Here is a 17,736-nt window from a genome sequence, read left to right as displayed (position 1 = left end):
ACTCAGTCCGAATTTCCTAAAAGGGCACGTCGTCCGCCGCGCAGACGTAGCGCGAGACCACCTTCTTCGTGCCTGCCTTGTCGAAACCCACTTCGAGCTTGTCCCCCTCGATGCCGACGATGGACCCGTAGCCGAACTTCTGGTGAAACACCCGTTCTCCGACCGTGTAAGCGCTCACCGCCGTCAGGTCGATCACCGTGTTGCGGCTCTCCTTCGGCTGGCTGACCGGGCGCTCACCTTGCCGGGATTGCAACCGCTTCCAGCCGGGCGAATTGTAGACATCCGCCGAGGCGACGCGACTCTCCATGCCCGAAGACATGCCCATGCCGCTGGAGGCCGCCGCGCCGTAGCCGCCGCCGTAGAGACCCGGCGGGGTCAGAACCTCCACATGCTCTTCGGGTAGTTCATCGACGAAACGCGACGGCATTTGCGACTGCCACTGACCGAAGACGCGGCGGTTGCCCGCGAAGGAAATCGTGCAGACTTCCTCCGCCCGGGTGATGCCGACATAGGCCAGACGCCGCTCTTCTTCCAATCCCTTGAGGCCGCTTTCGTCCATCGACCGCTGCGACGGAAACAGTCCGTCCTCCCAGCCCGGCAGGAAGACCGCGGGAAATTCCAGACCCTTGGCCGCGTGCAGCGTCATGATCGAGACCTTGGCCCCGCCATCGTCGCTGTCATTGTCCATGACCAGGCTGACGTGCTCAAGGAAGCCCTGAATATTCTCGAAGGATTCCAGCGCCTTGACCAGTTCCTTGAGGTTCTCCAGCCGCCCCGGCGCCTCCGGCGTCTTGTCGTTCTGCCACATCGCGGTGTAGCCGCTCTCGTCGAGGATGATCTGCGCCAGTTCGACGTGGGAGACCTCCGCCTCGCGCCGCTCGGGTCCAAGCTCCTCGATCACGTCGTCCTCGCCGCCCGCAGCCACGGTGGCGCGCATCAGGCGGCCCCAGCGGGCGATGCCGACGACAAACTCCGAGAGCGCCTTGGCGCCCTTGCCCTTGATGATTCCCTGTTCCACCGCCATCGCAGCGCCATCGAGCAGCGACACGCCGTTCTGCCGGGCCAGCTGCTGGATCGCCTGTTGCGCCTTGTCGCCAAGACCGCGTTTGGGCGTGTTGACCACCCGCTCGAAGGCCAGATCATCGGCGGGCGAGACCACCAGCCGGAAGTAGGCCATGGCGTCACGGATCTCCATCCGCTCGTAGAAGCGCGGGCCGCCGATCACCCGGTAAGGCAGACCAATCGTCAGAAACCGATCTTCAAATGCCCGCATCTGGTGCGATGCGCGGACGAGAATCGCCATGTCATCGAGGCTGAAAGGACGCAAGCCGCGCGTGCCGCGCTGCATCGCCTCGATCTCCTCGCCGACCCAGCGGGCCTCCTCGTCGCCATCCCAATGGCCGATCAGCCGGACTTTCTCGCCGTCCTCGGCTTCGGTCCAGAGTTCCTTGCCCAGACGGTTGGCATTGCCGCGAATGACGGAGGAGGCGGCGGCGAGGATATGCGGGGTCGAGCGGTAGTTCTGTTCGAGCCGGACCACATGGGCGCCGGGAAAATCCTTTTCGAAGCGCAGGATGTTGCCGACCTCCGCGCCGCGCCAGCCGTAGATCGACTGGTCGTCATCCCCGACGCAGCAGATGTTCCGGTGCCCCTGCGCCAGCAGCCGCAGCCAGAGGTACTGGGCGACGTTGGTGTCCTGATACTCGTCGACGAGGATGTAGCGGAACCAGCGCTGGTACTGGTCGAGCACGTCACCGTGCTGCTGGAAGATCGTGACCATGTGCAACAGCAGGTCGCCGAAATCGACCGCGTTCAGCTCGCGCAGGCGCTCCTGATACTGCGCGTAGAGTGCCGGCCCCTTCTGGTTGTAGGCATTGGCATCCGCTGCCGGAACCCGGTCCGGCGTCAGGGCGCGGTTTTTCCAGTCGTCGATCACCCCCGCCAGCTGCCGGGCGGGCCAGCGCTTGTCGTCGATGCCCGCCGCCTGCACCAACTGCTTGAGCAGGCGCAGCTGGTCGTCGGTGTCGAGAATGGTGAAATTCGACTTCAGGCCCACCAGTTCCGCGTGCCGCCGCAGCAGCTTGACGCAGATGGAGTGGAAGGTGCCGAGCCAGGGCATACCCTCGACCACCTGCCCGAGCATACCCGAAACCCGGTTCTTCATCTCACGCGCGGCCTTGTTCGTGAAGGTCACGGCGAGGATCTCGTTCGGCCGGGCACGGCCGGTGCTCAATAGATGCACGATGCGGGCGGTCAGCGCCTTGGTCTTGCCCGTCCCTGCCCCGGCCAGCATCAGGACCGGGCCATCCATGGCCTCCACCGCCTCCCGCTGCGCCGGATTGAGTCCATCGAGATAGGGCGCGGGCCGCACGGCCATGGCCCGTTGCGAGAGGGTGGCACCCTCGAAGGCGTCGAAATCATCGTAACTGCTCATGGTGCGATACTAGCGTGGCGGCGGGATGAGGGGAAGAGACGTTCACAGATTGTTCCGCCGGTTTCCCGGGTGCAGGGAAAATTTTGTCGGTGCAAAATTTTGTCCGGGGCGCTGCCCCGCCGCCTTCGGCGACTCCCCGGAGGTATTTGGAAAGAGAAGAAAGATGGACCCGCGCCATTGCGTCAGCGGTCGTGGATTCCCTTGCCTTGCAGGATCAACGGTGTAGCCTTTTCCACCCGCGCCGCACGCGTTTCGGTTTTCTTCGCCTCGCCGATCCGCAGCGCCCAGCTGCGGCGGCGCCCCGGTGTGAGGGAATCCCACGCCTCTGCCAGCGCCGGATCGGCTTCCAGGGCCTCGCCCAGTTCCTCGGGCAGGTCGAAATCATCCGGCGGCAAGTCGACCTTCGCGCCGGTTCGTTCGAGTTCGACGGCTTCCAACACGTAACCTTTGAGCACGCCGGCCCGTGCCCTGACCTGCGCGAGGTCGGTGACCTTGAAGAGGCGGGCGGCTCGGCTGTTGGCGCCCGGGGGTTCGAGAATGCCCTCCGGGTCCTCCAGCAGAGCGCCCTTGAAGAAGGACAGCGTGCAGAAATCCTTGAACGCGCCGATGATCGCGACGTTGCCGCCGTGGGCCGTGTAGACCGGCTGATGCCACTTCATCTCTTCGCGGACCGGGCAGCTTTCCATGATCGCACGGAGGGCGCGGCGTTCCGCCTGCCAGGGTCCGGGTTTCTCGAAATGGGCATCCAGTTTCGCCTTGATGTCGGTCATGCATGCCCCCTTCGCTTTCAGCGCCCCGTCAGCCTTTGCGCCGCCGTCCGGCCCAGCCCAGAGCCCCGAGCCCGAGAAGGCTAAGAAGCGCCGTGGCGGGAAGCGGCACACCGGCGGGCGGTGCGGTCCCGACTTCCACGGTGATCGTATCGAACGGCAGCGAGAAGACATAGCTTCCCGCGATCAGGTCCATGTCGGTCAATGTGCGGTTCTGGAAGAACGCGTTGCTGGTGAAGATCGTTCCGAAGGTATAGCCCTGCTCGATGTACACCACGGTATTGCCACCGGCCGCCGTACCGAACGTCATGCCGAACTCGGTTACTGTGCCGGAAGTGGCGGAGGTCATGGTGCTGCCGGTGCCGAAGCTCGTCGGGTTGCCGCTTCCGGTGAACTGATAGGCGTCCATCGACGGGCCGACGCCATCCTCGCCGAGGAGAAAGCTGTCCGGGCTGATAAAAGGCGCGCCGCCGGCCAGGTACTGCGACGCGGCGCCGGTCAGATCGAGCGATCCCGCGGCATAGGCGAGCACATCGGTGCCGTCCTCCCAGATGTTGACCAGCACCGCCGCCGAAGAGGCCGATGCACAGGCGGCGCAGAGTGTCGCCGCCGCGAGAGTTGCCTTGAGTGTCATGCCTGTCCCATTGGTTGTTGTCCCATTGAGGTCAGCATACCAGATAGTGCCATCCTGCCAATCACACGGTTTCCCCCGGCAAGCCACTGGACAAAACCGTTGCATCACAGCCAAATGCCGCCATGGATCTCGACCTCTCCTATCCCGCCGTCTCCGACCTCCGCCGCAAGGCCCGCAGGCGCATTCCGCATTTTGCCTTCGAGTATCTCGACAGTTCGACCGGGGCGGAATTGCAGTTCAGACGCAATCGCGATGCGCTCGATGCGGTGCTTTTCATGCCGGACATCCTGCCCGGAAAGGTCGACCCCGATTTCACCACCCGCTTTATGGGCACCGACTACAGCCGTCCCTTCGGCATCGCGCCGGTGGGCATGTCGGGGCTGATGTGGCCCGGGGCGGAGCGGATGCTGGCGGGGCACGCCCGGGCGCAGCGGATCCCCTACGGGCTGTCAACCGTCGCCACCCGTCTGCCGGAGGAGATCGGGCCGATTGCCGGGGATATGGGCTGGTATCAGATGTATTGTCCGGCCGATCCCGACATCCGCCGCGACATGCTGCGGAGGGCGAAGGAAAGCGGGTTTCAGAAGCTCATCCTGACCGTCGACGTGCCGGACGATTCGCGGCGGGAGAGGCAGCGTCGGGCCAAGCTGACCATGCCGCCGAAGATCACGCCGCGGGTGGTCTGGGAGGTGCTGACGCATCCGGAGTGGTCGCTGAAGACGCTGAAGACCGGCGCGCCTCGCATAGTGCTGCCAGAGAGTTACGTGGATTCGGACGATCCGCGGTCCAGCCTCGCGCACGCAGGGCACATCATTCGCGGCACGCCGGACTGGGACACGCTGAGGGCGCTGCGCGAGGAGTGGACGGGCGATCTGATCGTCAAGGGCGTCATGTGCCCGGACGCAGCGACGCGGCTGGTGACGGAAGGCGTGGACGCGATCTGGGTCTCGAACCATTCGGCCCGCCAGTTCGAGCCGGGCCCGGCCAGCATCACGGAACTGCCGAAGGTGCGCGCCGCCGTAGGGCCGGACTATCCGCTGATCTTCGACAGCGGCGTGGCCTCCGGCATGGACGTGCTGCGGGCGCTGGCGCTCGGCGCGAATTTCGTCATGCTGGGCCGCGCCTGGCATTACGCGGTTGCGGCGCTTGGCAGACAGGGCCCGGCGCATCTGACCCATATCCTGACGGATGACATGAAGCTGAACATGGCGCAGATGGGCACCCACGCCCTAGGCGACCTGCCCCGCCGATTGATCCGGGACTGAGGCGTCCACGTCCCGCCCCGACGGCACACGCCATGCGGAAAAGGCGAGGTCGCGAAAGCTGGCGAGGAAGGTGTTGAGCAGAACCGAGACTCGGCGGTCACCAAGGCCCAGGGCACCGTTTTCATGCGCCAGCTGGCGCAGGTCGCTGACGATGGCCATGTTCTCCGGCCCAAGCTGGGCGGGATCGGCATACCCCATGGTCCAGTCGCCGAACAGACGCTCCTGCACCACCGTCGTCCCGAGCTCGATGATCCCGTCGTGGCGTGGGTCGCGTTCGATCGCAGCGAAAAGCCCGGCGACAGCACCCGCCTCCCCCTCGATCACCTGGAAGAAACTGCGTTGATGATAGGCGAGGAATCCCGTCACCCCGATCCGCGCATTGTTCTCCCGCGCGGCCGCCAGCAGCACGTCGATGGCCGGAACGGACATGGGCGCCCGCGCATGGCTGATGTAGATCTTCCTGACCAGGGTCTGCCCGGACATCGGGGCCTCCATCGCAAAATCGCGTATTGTCGTAACCCGAAAACCTTTCAGTCGACTTAAGCGCCAAGCGGTCACGATGCGCCCGACACGCGGCTTGCATGTCCGCTTGTTATCGCTAACATGCCGCAATGCGGCATAGACTACCCAATTTCCCTAACTTACGCTCGGGGAAAAGACGCCCTATGCGACACTGAAACGGCCAGATCAAGGGACCCCCCGAATGACCAGCTTCAAGAAGATCCTCATTGCCAACCGCGGCGAGATTGCCATCCGCATCATGCGCGCCGCAAACGAGATGGGAAAAAAGACCGTCGCGGTCTATGCCGAAGAGGACAAGCTGGGGCTGCACCGTTTCAAGGCAGATGAAGCCTACCGGATCGGTGAGGGCCTCGGGCCCGTCGCGGCCTACCTGTCGATCCCGGAAATCATCCGCGTGGCGAAGGAGAGCGGCGCGGATGCGATCCATCCCGGCTATGGCCTGCTGTCGGAAAACCCCGATTTCGTCGATGCCTGCGTGAAGGCCGGCATCACCTTCATCGGTCCGAAGGCGGAGACGATGCGCGCGCTAGGCGACAAGGCCTCTGCCCGCAAGGTGGCGATTGCGGCGGGCGTGCCGGTGATCCCGGCGACGGAGGTTCTGGGCGACGATTTCGACGCGATCACGAAGGAGGCCGAGGAGATCGGCTTTCCGCTCATGCTCAAGGCCTCCTGGGGCGGTGGCGGGCGCGGCATGCGCCCGATCAACAACGCCAAGGAGTTGAAGGAAAAGGTGCTGGAAGGCCGCCGTGAGGCGGAGGCCGCCTTTGGCAACGGCGAGGGGTATCTCGAAAAGATGATCCTCCGCGCCCGCCACGTGGAGGTGCAGATCCTCGGCGACAGCGAGGGCAACATCTATCACCTCTACGAACGCGACTGCTCTGTTCAGCGCCGGAACCAGAAGGTCGTGGAGCGCGCCCCTGCCCCGTATCTATCCGAGGCGCAGCGCGAGGAAATCTGCGAGCTGGGCCGCAAGATCTGCGCCCATGTGAATTACGAATGCGCCGGGACCGTCGAATTCCTGATGGATATGGACACCGGCGCCTTCTACTTCATCGAGGTGAACCCGCGCGTGCAGGTGGAGCACACCGTCACCGAGGAAGTCACCGGCATCGACATCGTGCAGGCGCAGATCCTCATCGCCGAGGGCAAATCGCTCGCAGAAGCCACCGGCAAGGCCTCCCAGTATGACGTCCGCCTGACCGGCCATGCGCTGCAGACGCGGATCACCACCGAGGACCCGACCAACAATTTCATCCCCGACTATGGCCGCCTGACCGCCTATCGCTCCGCCACCGGCATGGGCATTCGCCTCGACGGCGGCACGGCCTACGCGGGCGGCGTCATCACGCGCTATTACGACTCTCTGCTGGTCAAGGTCACGGCGAAGGCCCCGACGCCGGAACAGGCGATCCGCCGCATGGACCGCGCTCTGCGCGAATTCCGCATCCGGGGGGTGACGACCAACATCGATTTCGTCATCAACCTCTTGAAACACCCCACGTTCCTGTCGAACCAGTACACCACGAAGTTCATCGACACGACGCCGGAACTGTTTGATTTCAAACAACGCCGCGACCGTGGCACCAAGGTCCTGACCTATATTGCCGACATCACGGTCAACGGCCATCCGGAGACCGCCGGACGCCCCAAGCCCGCCGCCGACCTCAAGCCCGCCCGTGCGCCACAACTGCGCACGGAAACCCCCGCCCCCGGGACAAAGACCCTGCTGGAGGAAAAGGGCCCGCAGGCCGTGGCGGACTGGATGCTCGCGCAGAAGCAGCTGCTGATCACCGACACGACAATGCGCGACGGGCACCAGTCCTTGCTGGCGACCCGGATGCGCTCCATCGACATGATCGGCGCGGCCCCGGCCTATGCCCACAACCTGCCGCAGCTCTTCTCCGTCGAATGCTGGGGCGGCGCGACCTTTGACGTGGCCTATCGCTTCTTGCAGGAATGCCCCTGGCAGCGCCTGCGCGATCTGCGCGCCCGCATGCCCAACATCATGACGCAGATGCTCCTGCGCGGGGCGAATGGCGTCGGCTACACCAACTACCCCGACAACGTGGTGCAGTTCTTCGTCAAACAGGCGGCGGAGACCGGCGTCGACGTTTTCCGCGTCTTCGACTCGCTGAACTGGGTGGAGAACATGCGCGTCGCCATGGATGCGGTGCTCGATACCGGCAAGGTTCTCGAAGGCACGATCTGCTACACCGGCGACATCCTCGATCCCGACCGCGCGAAGTATGACCTGAAATACTACGTCGCCATGGGCAAGGAACTGCGCGACGCGGGCGCCCATGTGCTGGGCCTCAAGGACATGGCCGGCCTGCTCAAGGCCTCCGCCGCAGGGACGCTGGTCAAGGCGCTCAAGGAAGAGGTCGGCCTGCCGATCCACTTCCACACCCACGACACCTCCGGCGCGGCGATCTCGACGATCATGGCGGCACAGGCGGCGGGCGTGGACGCGGTGGACGCAGCCATGGACAGCTTCTCCGGCAACACCTCTCAGCCGACCCTCGGATCGGTCGTCGAGGCCCTGCGCTTCACCGAACGCGACACCGGGCTCGACATCGCCGCGATCCGGGAAATCTCCAATTATTTCGAGGCGGTCCGCGGACAATACGCGGCGTTTGAATCCTCGCTTCAGGCCCCCGCCTCCGAGGTCTACCTGCATGAGATGCCCGGCGGCCAGTTCACCAACCTCAAGGCCCAGGCCCGCTCCATGGGCCTCGAAGAGCGCTGGCATGAGGTGGCGCAAACCTATGCCGACGTGAACCAGATGTTCGGTGACATCGTGAAGGTCACCCCCTCGTCGAAGGTCGTCGGGGACATGGCGCTGATGATGGTGAGCCAAGGCCTGACGCGGGCGCAGGTCGAGGACCCGAAGGTCGAGCTGTCCTTCCCGGATTCGGTCATCGACATGATGAAGGGCAGCCTCGGGCAGCCCCCGGGCGGCTGGCCGAAGGCGATCCAGAAGAAGATCCTCAAGGACGAGAAACCCTTCACCGAGCGTCCCGGCCTCAAGGCCGCGCCGGTGGACATCGAGGAAACCCGCAAGACGCTCTCGGAGCAGCTCGACGGGGCAGAGATCGACGATGAGGATCTGAACGGATATCTCATGTATCCCAAGGTCTTCACCGATTACCGCGCCCGGCACGAGATGTACGGCCCGGTGCGCACCCTGCCGACGCGGACCTTCTTCTACGGCATGGAGCCGGGCGAGGAGATCAGCGCCGAAATCGACCCGGGCAAGACGCTTGAAATCCTGCTGCAAGCGGTCGGCGATACCCAGGAAGACGGCAATGTGAAGGTGTTCTTCGAACTCAACGGCCAGCCGCGCACCATCCGCGTGCCCAACCGCAAGGCCGCGGCGAGCAGCGCCGCGCGGCCCAAGGCGGAACTGGGAAACCCGAACCACATCGGGGCGCCGATGCCCGGGGTCGTGGCCTCCGTCGCGGTACAGCCCGGCGTGGCGGTCAAGACCGGCGACCTGCTGCTGACCATCGAGGCGATGAAGATGGAGACCGGCCTGCACGCCGAGCGCGATGCCACGGTGAAGGCCGTGCATGTCCTGCCCGGCGGGCAGATCGACGCCAAGGACCTGCTGATCGAACTGGAGTGAGCCGGCGCAAGGCGCATTCCGGCAAACCCGAAGGCCCGCGCCAGTCCGGCGCGGGCCTTCGCATGCCGATACGGAAGACGTGAACAACCCTTAAACTCTTGCAAACCAACGCTCACACGCATGGGTTGCACAGGGGCTCAAAAAAGTGACGAGCGTCACATCCAGGGCCATAAATCGTCGTCTTTCTGCCAGCTTTTCGTTGCGACGCAGCAAAAGAGCCGGTAAATGAAGGATTAACAGGCAACCCTTGGGAACTCCGAGTTTATGAAACATTTCGTTCTTTCTGCGACCCTTGCGGTGTCCTTTGCAGCGACATCCTTCACCGCCGAAGCATCCACCGTTAACGGTGTCATGGATGCGACGGGCAATCGTGCCGATTCGACGCAGGTGCAGGCTGGCTCGACCCTGAACTTCTCCGGGTCCTTCCTGATGGGCGGCACGAGCGGTGAGTACGCAGGCTATACCTTCTCCGGTCTCGACAGCCTGATCTTCGGTACCGGCACGGTGAACAACGGCCAAACGATCACCGCTGGCAATGGCATCAATACCCTTACGTTCACGGTGACCGACACCGTCGTTGCCTCGATCAACACAAACGCGGGCACCACGGCGCCCGGCTGGAATCTCGCCGGTTACCTCAATGTTGCGTCCACCGGTCCGCTGGTCTCCAGCACTGCGAGCTTCTCGCTGGCCGGCACTAACGTCGATGGCATCGGCTACAGCATCTTCATTCAGACGCCGCCGGAAAACTTCACCCCGGAAGTGCCGCTGCCCGCCGGGCTGCCGCTGCTGGTCGGTGCGCTGGGTGGCCTGGCGCTGGTGCGTCGCCGCAAGGCCAAATCGGACGCCTGAGTCTCCGATCCCGTTGAATTCGAAAGGCCGGAGGGACCCCCTCCGGCCTTTTTCCTTGCCGGGGTTTCGCCATGCTAGAGCGTTTGCAGTCTAAACTGGCACAAAGAGCATCACCAATGTCGTGAAAGCGCGAAGCGCGGCAAAGTATTGGTGATCCATCAATGACCGGAAACGCTTTGACGCAGGGCGACCAATGCGCCTTCGGCGCATGCGGGGGCCCTGCCCCCGGACCCCCGAGGTATTTTCGGACCAAAGAAGACAGCGGCGCGCGGGACCTCGGGCGTGGGACATCCGGCATCAAAGCGGTCCGCGCAGAGAAAAACCGCCTCGGCCTGTTTCATCCGGGGCGGTTGTCTCGATGTCCGGCCGGGGCCGTTGGCCGCGTCAGGCGGCGTTGATGTTCGCGGCCTTCTCGCCGGGCTTTGCGGCGTTGGAGTCGATGAAGTCGAGCACCAGCGGGCGGATATTGTCCCGCCAGCTCTTGCCGGCGAAGATGCCATAGTGGCCGGCACCGGGCTCCACATGGCTCGCCTTCTTCGAGGCGGGCAGGCCGGTGCAGAGATCCAGCGCGGCGATGCACTGACCCGGCGCGGTGATGTCGTCCTTGTCGCCCTCGACGGTCTTTACCGCGACATTGGTGATCTTGCCCATGTCGACCTTGTGGCCGTCCACGACGAATTCGTTCTTTGCGATCTCGCACTTCTTGAAGATGCGCTCGACCGTGGAGAGGTAGAACTCCGCCGGCATGTCCATCACGGCGAGGTATTCGTCGTAGAAGCGGTTGTGCGCGTCATGGTCGGAGGCCTCACCGCGGATGACCCGCAGGATCTGGTCCTGGAAGGCCTTGGAATGGCGGTCGGCGTTCATGCTCATGAAGGAGGTGAGCTGCAGCAGGCCCGGGTAGACCAGCCGCCCGACGCCCTTGAACTTGAAGCCGACGCGCTGGATCATCGTTTCCTCGAGCTGGCCCATGGTCACGCGCGCGCCGAAGTCGGTCACATCGGTCGGCACCGCGTCCGGGTTGATCGGTCCGCCGATCAGCGTCAGCGTGCGCGGCTGCGCATCCGCGTCCATCTCCGCGAGATAGGCCGTGGCGGCAAGCGTCAGCGGCGCGGGCTGGCAGACGGCAACCACGTTGGTGTCCGGGCCCAGGTGGCGCATGAAGTCGACGAGGTAGAGGGTGTAATCCTCGATGTCGAACTTGCCCGCCGACACCGGGATGTCGCGCGCGTTGTGCCAGTCGGTGATGTAAACCTCGCAATTGGTGATCAGCGATTTCACCGTCGAGCGCAGCAGCGTGGCGTAGTGACCGGACATCGGCGCGACCAGCAGGATCTTGCGCGGCTGCTCCTCGCGGCCGGTCACGTTGAAGTGGATCAGGTTGCCGAAAGGCTTCTCCACAACCGTTTCGACGCTGACCAGGTGGTCCTTGCCGTCGTCGCAGGTGAAGGAATGGATGCCCCAGTCCGGCTTGACCACCATCCGCTCGAAGGCGCGCTCCGCCACCTGGCCCCAGGCCGCCATCCAGGCCAGGCCCGGATTCGGTACCGCGGCGAAGGCGGGGTAGGAGGCCATGGTCTTGGCCGTTGCACCGAGCCATTGGCTGGTGTTGCGGAAGGTTTCCATCATGTCGTAGGCGGCCATGTAACGCATGGAGGTACTCCTGTTTGTCCGACCTTTGGCAACGCACTGTCGCATAGGGCCATTTCGCCGCTTTGCCTCCCGTCAAAGGCGACGTTATCCTGAACCCGGACCATAGGGGGGAATCGTTAACATGGCAACGAACACAGAAGTCGCAGGCGAAAATCGTGAGCGGCTCGAGGCCAATCTCGCCCGGGTCGAGGAGCTGCAGCAGCGCCTCCTGGCCGCGATCTCCCGCCGGAAGCCGACTCCCCAGGCGCTGAACGGACCGGAAAACGAGCTGTATGCCAAGGCTGCGCAGGCCTATTGGCAGGAGTGGCTGCAGAACCCGGCGAAGGTTCTGGAGAACCAGGTGCAGTATTGGGGCAAGACGCTCACGCATTTTGTCGAAGCGCAACAGACGCTGGCCAAGGGGCAGCTCAAGGCGCCCGACGATCCCGGCCCGAAGGACAACCGTTTCAAGAATCCGCTGTGGGACAGCCACCCCTACTTCAACTTCGTCAAGCAGCAGTACCTGATCAATGCCGAGGCGATCCGCGAGGGCATTGCCGACCTTGACGGCATGGACCCGAAGGAGAAGCGCCGCCTGGCCTATTTCGCGCAGCAGATCACCGACATGTTCGCCCCCACGAATTTCCTGGCCACCAACCCGGACGCCCTGATGAAGGCGGTGGAGACCGAGGGCGAGAGCCTGGTGCGCGGGCTGGAGAACCTTGTCGCCGATCTGGAAGCCAACAATGGCGAGATGCTGGTGCGGCTTGCGGACGAGAGCGCCTTTTCCGTCGGCGAGAACATCGCCACGGCGCAGGGCGAGGTGATCTACCGCAACCGCATGATGGAGTTGATCCAGTACAGCCCCACCACGGATCAGGTGCACGAGACCCCGGTGGTGCTCTTCCCGCCCTGGATCAACAAGTTCTATATCCTCGACCTGAAACCACAGAACAGCCTGATCCGCTGGGTCGTCGATCAGGGGTACACCCTTTTCGTTGTCAGCTGGATCAACCCCGATGCGACCTACGCCGACATCGGGCTCGAGGAATACATCGAGGAAGGCTACCTCAAGGCGATGGAGGTGGTAAAGGACGTCTGCGAGACCGACCGGATCAACGCCGTGGGCTACTGCATCGCCGGCACGACCCTGTCGCTCGTGCTGTCGCTGCTGAAGAAGCGCGGCGACAAGTCGGTGAAATCCGCCACATTCTTCACTGCCCTGACCGACTTCTCCGATCAGGGCGAGTTCACGCCCTTTCTGCAGGAGGACTTCGCCGCCGGGATCGAACAGGAGATCGACCAGGAAGGCATCCTGCCGTCCTTCATCATGGCCCGCACCTTTTCGTACCTGCGCTCTAACGACCTGATCTACGGGCCGGCGATCCGGCATTACATGATGGGCGAGACCCCGCCGGCCTTCGACCTGCTGTACTGGAACGGCGACGGCGCCAACTTGCCGGGCAAGATGTTCAAGCAGTACCTGCGCGGCCTGTGCCAGCGCAACGAGTTCGCGGAAGGCACCTTCTCGCTGTTCGGCGAAACCCTGTCGGTCAAGGATGTCGACGTGCCGCTGATGTCCATCGCGACCGAGACCGACCACATCGCCGCCGCTCGCGATGTCTATCGGGGCGTGCAGATGATGGGCTCGAAGTCGAAAGCCTTCGTGCTCGGCGAGTCGGGTCATATTGCGGGCATCGTGAACCCGCCGTCGCGGGTGAAATACGGCCATTACCTGAACGACGACCTGTCGCTGTCCTTCGACGACTGGAAGGCCGGGGCGGACAAGCACGAAGGCTCCTGGTGGCCGCATTGGGAGGGCTGGCTGCGCAAGCGCTCGGGCAAGAAAGTGCCCGCCCGAACCCCCGGCGATTCGCCTTATAAGAGCCTGTGCCCGGCACCCGGCACCTATGTGGCGATCAAGGCGCGCGACCAAAACCGCTGAATATCAAGTGCTTGGCAGATTTTTCTGCGGTGCAGCAAAAAACCCTTGAAATGCCGCACCGCAGAATGCATATTCTCTTCAACAGCAGAACAGAGGGGTGGGCCCTCGCTGTAGACTAGAGGATGAATACAATGGCCAAAGCACAAGATTTCACCGGCATGTTCAAGGACATGATGGGCTCCTTCCCGGTTGACACCAAAGCGATGGAAGACGCCTTCAAGACCACCGCGACGATGAGCGAGAAGCTCTCCGCCGTGGCTCTGGAAGCCGCCGAGAAGTCGACCGAGATTTCCGCCAAGTGGACCAAGGACACCCTCGCCAAGATGGCCGAGATGTCCAAAGCCAAGGCAGAGCCGGCAGACTACGCCAAGTCGATGACCGACTTCGCCTCCGCACAGGCTGAAGTGGCCGCCGAGAACATGGCCGCCTTCGCCGAGATTGCGAAGAAGGTCCAGATGGACACCGTCGAGCTGATGATGGCCGCAGGCAAGGACTTCTCCGAAGACGCCACCGCCGCTGTCAAGAAAGCCACCGACGAGCTGACCGCGACCGCCAAGAAGGCCACCGCAGCAGCGAAGTAAACAAGACATCGCTCCCTCTCCTCCCCGGGAGCGATACCAGGATTTGCGCCTTCTCCTCCCATTTTTGGCGCAATATCCTAGGGCGGGTACCGCAAGGTATCCGCCCTTTTTTCCGTCGAAAAAGCCCCGACTTTTTCGAACACAGAGCGGAGTCACAATTTCGCCCGCAAAACTGTCGACGCCCGTCCCCGTGGGGCTCTTGCCCCTGAAGCCCGCGGCGTTTGCAATACCCCTCCCCCTGGCGCAACCCCGATTTCCTCGCAGGAAATCGGACCGAAGTCCTTCAAGGACTTCGGCGCCCGCCCGGCCCGGAAAATTTCCGCCAAAACCCGAAATTCCCTCTTGCACCCATCCGTCCCCAAGGCTAAATCCGCCGTCACCAACTGGTACGCGGGCGTAGCTCAGGGGTAGAGCATAACCTTGCCAAGGTTAGGGTCGGGCGTTCGAATCGCCTCGCCCGCTCCAGTTAGGGATCGGTTTCGGGATGCGCCGCCACCCAGCGGAAACGCCGAAACGATCCGATGAAAATGGTTTGCGGGCGTAGCTCAGGGGTAGAGCATAACCTTGCCAAGGTTAGGGTCGGGCGTTCGAATCGCCTCGCCCGCTCCATTTTCCTCCCACCCACGACGACACGGCAACAGGACGCGACACTCCGGTTCGCGCCCTCTTCCCCCCCTGGTCCTGCGCGCCTATAAGGCCCGCGAAAGCCAGGGAGATCGCCGATGCGCACCGCCACCGTCAGCCGCAAGACCACCGAGACGTCCATCGAGGTGACCCTCGATCTCGACGGCACCGGGGTCTATGACAACAAGACCGGCGTCGGGTTCTTCGATCATATGCTCGACCAGCTCTCGCGCCACTCGCTCATCGACATGACGATCCGGGCGCAGGGCGATCTGCACATCGACGATCACCACACGGTGGAAGATACCGGCATCGCCATCGGGCAGGCCCTGGTCAAGGCGCTTGGCGACAAGACCGGCATCCGCCGCTACGGCGAATGCCACCTGCCGATGGATGACACGCAGGTCCGCGCCGCGCTCGACCTGTCGAACCGGCCGTTCCTGGTCTGGGCTGTCGATTTCCCGACCCAGAAGATCGGCACCTTCGACACCGAACTGGTGCGCGAGTTTTTCCAGGCGCTGAGCACCCACGGCGGCATCACGCTGCACATCGACCGCCTGCATGGCATCAACAGCCACCACATCGCCGAAGCGGCGTTCAAGGCCGTCGCCCGGGCGCTGCGCATGGCGGTGGAGCCGGATCCGCGTGTGGCGGACAAGCTGCCCTCCACCAAGGGCGCGCTCTGAGACATCCTGCGGGACCGAGGGGCGCCGCCCCTCGGACTCCCCGGGATATTTGAAGCAATTGGAAACGGAGCGGTCGTGCCATGCTGACGGCGATCATCGACTATGAGAGCGGCAACCTGCATTCCGCCGAGAAGGCGTTCCAGAAGATGGCCCGCGAGGGCGGCGGCTCGGAGGTCGTGGTGACCACCGACCCCGATGTGGTCTCCAAAGCCGATCACATCGTGCTGCCCGGAGACGGGGCTTTCCCGGCCTGCGCGAAAGCGCTGCGGGCATCGGGCTGTTTCGACGCCATGGTCGAGGCCGTGGAGGGCCGCGGGCGGCCCTTTCTCGGGATCTGCGTCGGCATGCAGCTGATGGCCCGCAAGGGGCACGAGTACGAGGAGACCGAGGGGCTCGGGTGGATCGACGGCGAGGTGATGCACATCACCCCGAACGATCCGGCGTTGAAGGTGCCGCACATGGGCTGGAACGATCTGCAGATCGTGCGTCCGCACCCGGTTCTCGCCGGTCTGGAGACCGGCGATCACGCCTATTTCGTGCATTCCTACCAGATGCGCATGGCCGATCTGTCGCAGCGCATCGCCTTCGTGGATTACGGCGGCGACGTCACCGGCATCGTCGGGCGGGACAATGTCATCGGCCTGCAGTTTCACCCGGAGAAAAGCGCGGCCACCGGCCTGCGGATGATCGCCAACTTCCTGCAGTGGCGGCCCTGAACGCGGAAGGCCGGGCGCCCTGCCCGGCCGACCGACGCGATCACTGCACGCGAGTCCAGGTCTGGCTGGAGCAGAGCAACCCGCCGGCCACGCAGCCCTTGAGCTTCAACGAATTGCCGTTGACCTGCATCTTGCCGATGTAGACCTTGTTGTTCGACGGACGCCAGACGCTGCCCGCGTAGGCGCCGCCGCCCTGCGGAGCCATGTCGCGCACCAGCTGCTTGCCCTTGTTCGGCGAGGCGTATTCGCCGGAGGCGTTGAAGGTGCGGCTGATCACGCCGCAGAAATTGGGACCGCAGGGGGCAATGGTGATGTGGGCATAGCTGCCGTCATCCACTTCGGTCTTCCAGACGCCTTCCGCCGGATCGGCGGCGGCGGCGCCTGCCAGCAGGGCCAGCGCTGCGGCCATCAGTACACGTGTCATGAGTCTCTCCTCCTCGACTGTTGCGGCAGCTTGACGCGGCGGCGCGGGCGCAATCAAGCCTGACGTAACGACGGGGTGCGTCATGACGTGACGACGCAGCGCAGCATCCGAGGTTGCACCTGCCGCAACGTCAGAATAAGGGGCAGGAAAAGCCCCGTAAAAAGGACAAGAGACATGATCCTTTATCCCGCGATCGACCTCAAGGATGGCAAGGCCGTGCGCCTGCTGCGCGGCGACATGGACAAGGCCACCGTATTCAACGACGACCCCGCCGCGCAGGCGCTGGAGTTCGTGGCGGCGGGCTGCGAATGGTTGCACCTCGTCGACCTGAACGGGGCTTTCGCGGGCGAGCCGGTGAACGGCGCGGCGGTCGAGGCGATCCTGGCACAGACCAACACCCCGGCGCAACTCGGCGGCGGCATCCGTGACATGAAGACCATCGAGGCGTGGCTGGAAAAGGGACTCGCCCGTGTGATCCTGGGCACCGTGGCAGTAGAGAACCCGGCACTGGTGCGCGAGGCGGCAGCGGCCTTCCCGGGGCAGATCGCCGTGGGCATCGACGCGAAGGGCGGACGTGTCGCGACCAAGGGCTGGGCCGAGGTCACGGACGTGGACGCGGTGGAGCTTGCCAAGAGCTACGAGGATGCGGGCGTTGCCGCGATCATCTACACCGACATCAACCGCGATGGCGCAATGCAGGGCCCGAATGTCGAGGCAACGGCGGCGCTGGCGCGGGCTGTGACGATCCCGGTGATCGCCTCCGGCGGGGTGTCGTCGCTGAAGGATCTCAAGGCGCTGCGCGATTGCGGCGCCTCGCTCAACGGCGCGATTTCGGGGCGCGCGCTCTATGACGGGGCGCTGGACCTGAAAGAGGCGGTCAAGCTGCTGCGCGGCTGACAAGATCCGGCAGGCATTGCGCCGGGCCTTCGGCCCGTCGCCCGGGGGGGGGGGGGGGGGGGGGGGGGGGGGGGGGGGGGGGCCGGGCGCGCCCCCCCCCCCCCCCCCCCCACCCCCGCCCCCACACCCCCC

At 64.3% G+C, this 17,736-nt stretch carries 14 protein-coding genes and 2 tRNA genes; 10 read left to right on the top strand and 6 right to left on the bottom strand.

Annotated elements, in window-relative coordinates; translation table 11 throughout:
- Nucleotides 1-16: 16 nt before the first annotated feature.
- From ACP159_RS06565 to ACP159_RS06555, 3 genes are all read right to left on the bottom strand, one after another.
- Nucleotides 17-2,434 (bottom strand): ATP-dependent helicase, encoded by a 2,418-nt coding sequence (locus ACP159_RS06565; protein ID WP_425098855.1) that lies wholly within the window; start codon nt 2,432-2,434, stop codon nt 17-19.
- A 182-nt stretch (nt 2,435-2,616) separates the two neighbouring features.
- Nucleotides 2,617-3,204: a YdeI/OmpD-associated family protein gene (locus ACP159_RS06560; RefSeq protein WP_425098854.1), complete on the bottom strand. Its 588-nt coding sequence runs from the start codon at nt 3,202-3,204 to the stop codon at nt 2,617-2,619.
- A 28-nt stretch (nt 3,205-3,232) separates the two neighbouring features.
- Entirely contained in the window at nt 3,233-3,835 is a 603-nt protein-coding gene (locus ACP159_RS06555; protein WP_425098853.1) for a PEP-CTERM sorting domain-containing protein, read from the bottom strand.
- A 122-nt stretch (nt 3,836-3,957) separates the two neighbouring features.
- Between ACP159_RS06555 and ACP159_RS06550 the strand changes: the two genes are divergently transcribed.
- Nucleotides 3,958-5,100, top strand: coding sequence for an alpha-hydroxy acid oxidase (locus ACP159_RS06550; RefSeq protein ID WP_425098852.1), 1,143 nt, complete (start codon nt 3,958-3,960; stop codon nt 5,098-5,100).
- Here the strand turns inward: ACP159_RS06550 and ACP159_RS06545 are convergent.
- Entirely contained in the window at nt 5,065-5,583 is a 519-nt protein-coding gene (locus ACP159_RS06545; protein WP_425098851.1) for a BLUF domain-containing protein, read from the bottom strand. The two genes, ACP159_RS06550 and ACP159_RS06545, sit on opposite strands and share 36 nt — an antisense overlap.
- 220 nt (nt 5,584-5,803) lie before the next feature.
- Here ACP159_RS06545 and ACP159_RS06540 point away from each other — a divergent pair, with 220 nt between their 5' ends.
- Both ACP159_RS06540 and ACP159_RS06535 read left to right on the top strand, forming a co-directional pair.
- A complete protein-coding gene (locus ACP159_RS06540; protein WP_425098850.1) occupies nt 5,804-9,247 on the top strand; it encodes a pyruvate carboxylase in 3,444 nt (1,147 codons plus the stop codon).
- 264 nt (nt 9,248-9,511) lie between these two features.
- Nucleotides 9,512-10,099, top strand: a complete 588-nt coding sequence (locus ACP159_RS06535; protein ID WP_425098848.1) for a VPLPA-CTERM sorting domain-containing protein — start codon at nt 9,512-9,514, stop codon at nt 10,097-10,099.
- A gap of 384 nt (nt 10,100-10,483) precedes the next feature.
- Here ACP159_RS06535 and phaZ read toward each other — a convergent pair whose 3' ends face one another.
- Nucleotides 10,484-11,752, bottom strand: coding sequence for a polyhydroxyalkanoate depolymerase (gene phaZ / locus ACP159_RS06530; protein ID WP_425098847.1), 1,269 nt, complete (start codon nt 11,750-11,752; stop codon nt 10,484-10,486).
- Between the two features lie 121 nt (nt 11,753-11,873).
- Between phaZ and ACP159_RS06525 the strand changes: the two genes are divergently transcribed.
- The 6 genes from ACP159_RS06525 to hisH all read left to right on the top strand — a co-directional run bounded on the left by ACP159_RS06525 (nt 11,874) and on the right by hisH (nt 16,283).
- Nucleotides 11,874-13,676: a PHA/PHB synthase family protein gene (locus ACP159_RS06525; protein WP_425098846.1), complete on the top strand. Its 1,803-nt coding sequence runs from the start codon at nt 11,874-11,876 to the stop codon at nt 13,674-13,676.
- A gap of 131 nt (nt 13,677-13,807) precedes the next feature.
- Nucleotides 13,808-14,257, top strand: a complete 450-nt coding sequence (locus ACP159_RS06520; protein WP_425098845.1) for a phasin, PhaP — start codon at nt 13,808-13,810, stop codon at nt 14,255-14,257.
- Nucleotides 14,258-14,647: 390 nt separating this feature from the next.
- Nucleotides 14,648-14,722, top strand: a tRNA-Gly gene (locus ACP159_RS06515).
- A gap of 69 nt (nt 14,723-14,791) precedes the next feature.
- A tRNA-Gly gene (locus tag ACP159_RS06510) sits at nt 14,792-14,866 on the top strand.
- A 113-nt stretch (nt 14,867-14,979) separates the two neighbouring features.
- A complete protein-coding gene (gene hisB / locus ACP159_RS06505; protein WP_425098844.1) occupies nt 14,980-15,567 on the top strand; it encodes an imidazoleglycerol-phosphate dehydratase HisB in 588 nt (195 codons plus the stop codon).
- Nucleotides 15,568-15,647: 80 nt separating this feature from the next.
- Complete coding sequence (gene hisH, locus ACP159_RS06500; RefSeq protein WP_425098843.1) at nt 15,648-16,283, top strand: imidazole glycerol phosphate synthase subunit HisH; 636 nt, start codon at nt 15,648-15,650, stop codon at nt 16,281-16,283.
- 40 nt (nt 16,284-16,323) lie between these two features.
- Here the strand turns inward: hisH and ACP159_RS06495 are convergent, their stop codons facing one another.
- A complete protein-coding gene (locus ACP159_RS06495; RefSeq protein WP_425098842.1) occupies nt 16,324-16,707 on the bottom strand; it encodes a DUF2147 domain-containing protein in 384 nt (127 codons plus the stop codon).
- A 174-nt stretch (nt 16,708-16,881) separates the two neighbouring features.
- On the opposite strand from ACP159_RS06495, the gene hisA reads away from it, so the two are divergent.
- Nucleotides 16,882-17,604 (top strand): 1-(5-phosphoribosyl)-5-[(5-phosphoribosylamino)methylideneamino]imidazole-4-carboxamide isomerase, encoded by a 723-nt coding sequence (hisA, locus tag ACP159_RS06490; protein ID WP_425098841.1) that lies wholly within the window; start codon nt 16,882-16,884, stop codon nt 17,602-17,604.
- The last annotated feature ends 132 nt before the right edge of the window (nt 17,605-17,736 follow it).

The organism is Tropicibacter sp. S64, assembly GCF_049803835.1.
Lineage (GTDB): Bacteria > Pseudomonadota > Alphaproteobacteria > Rhodobacterales > Rhodobacteraceae > Pacificoceanicola.
This window is presented reverse-complemented; position numbering and strand designations above follow the sequence as displayed.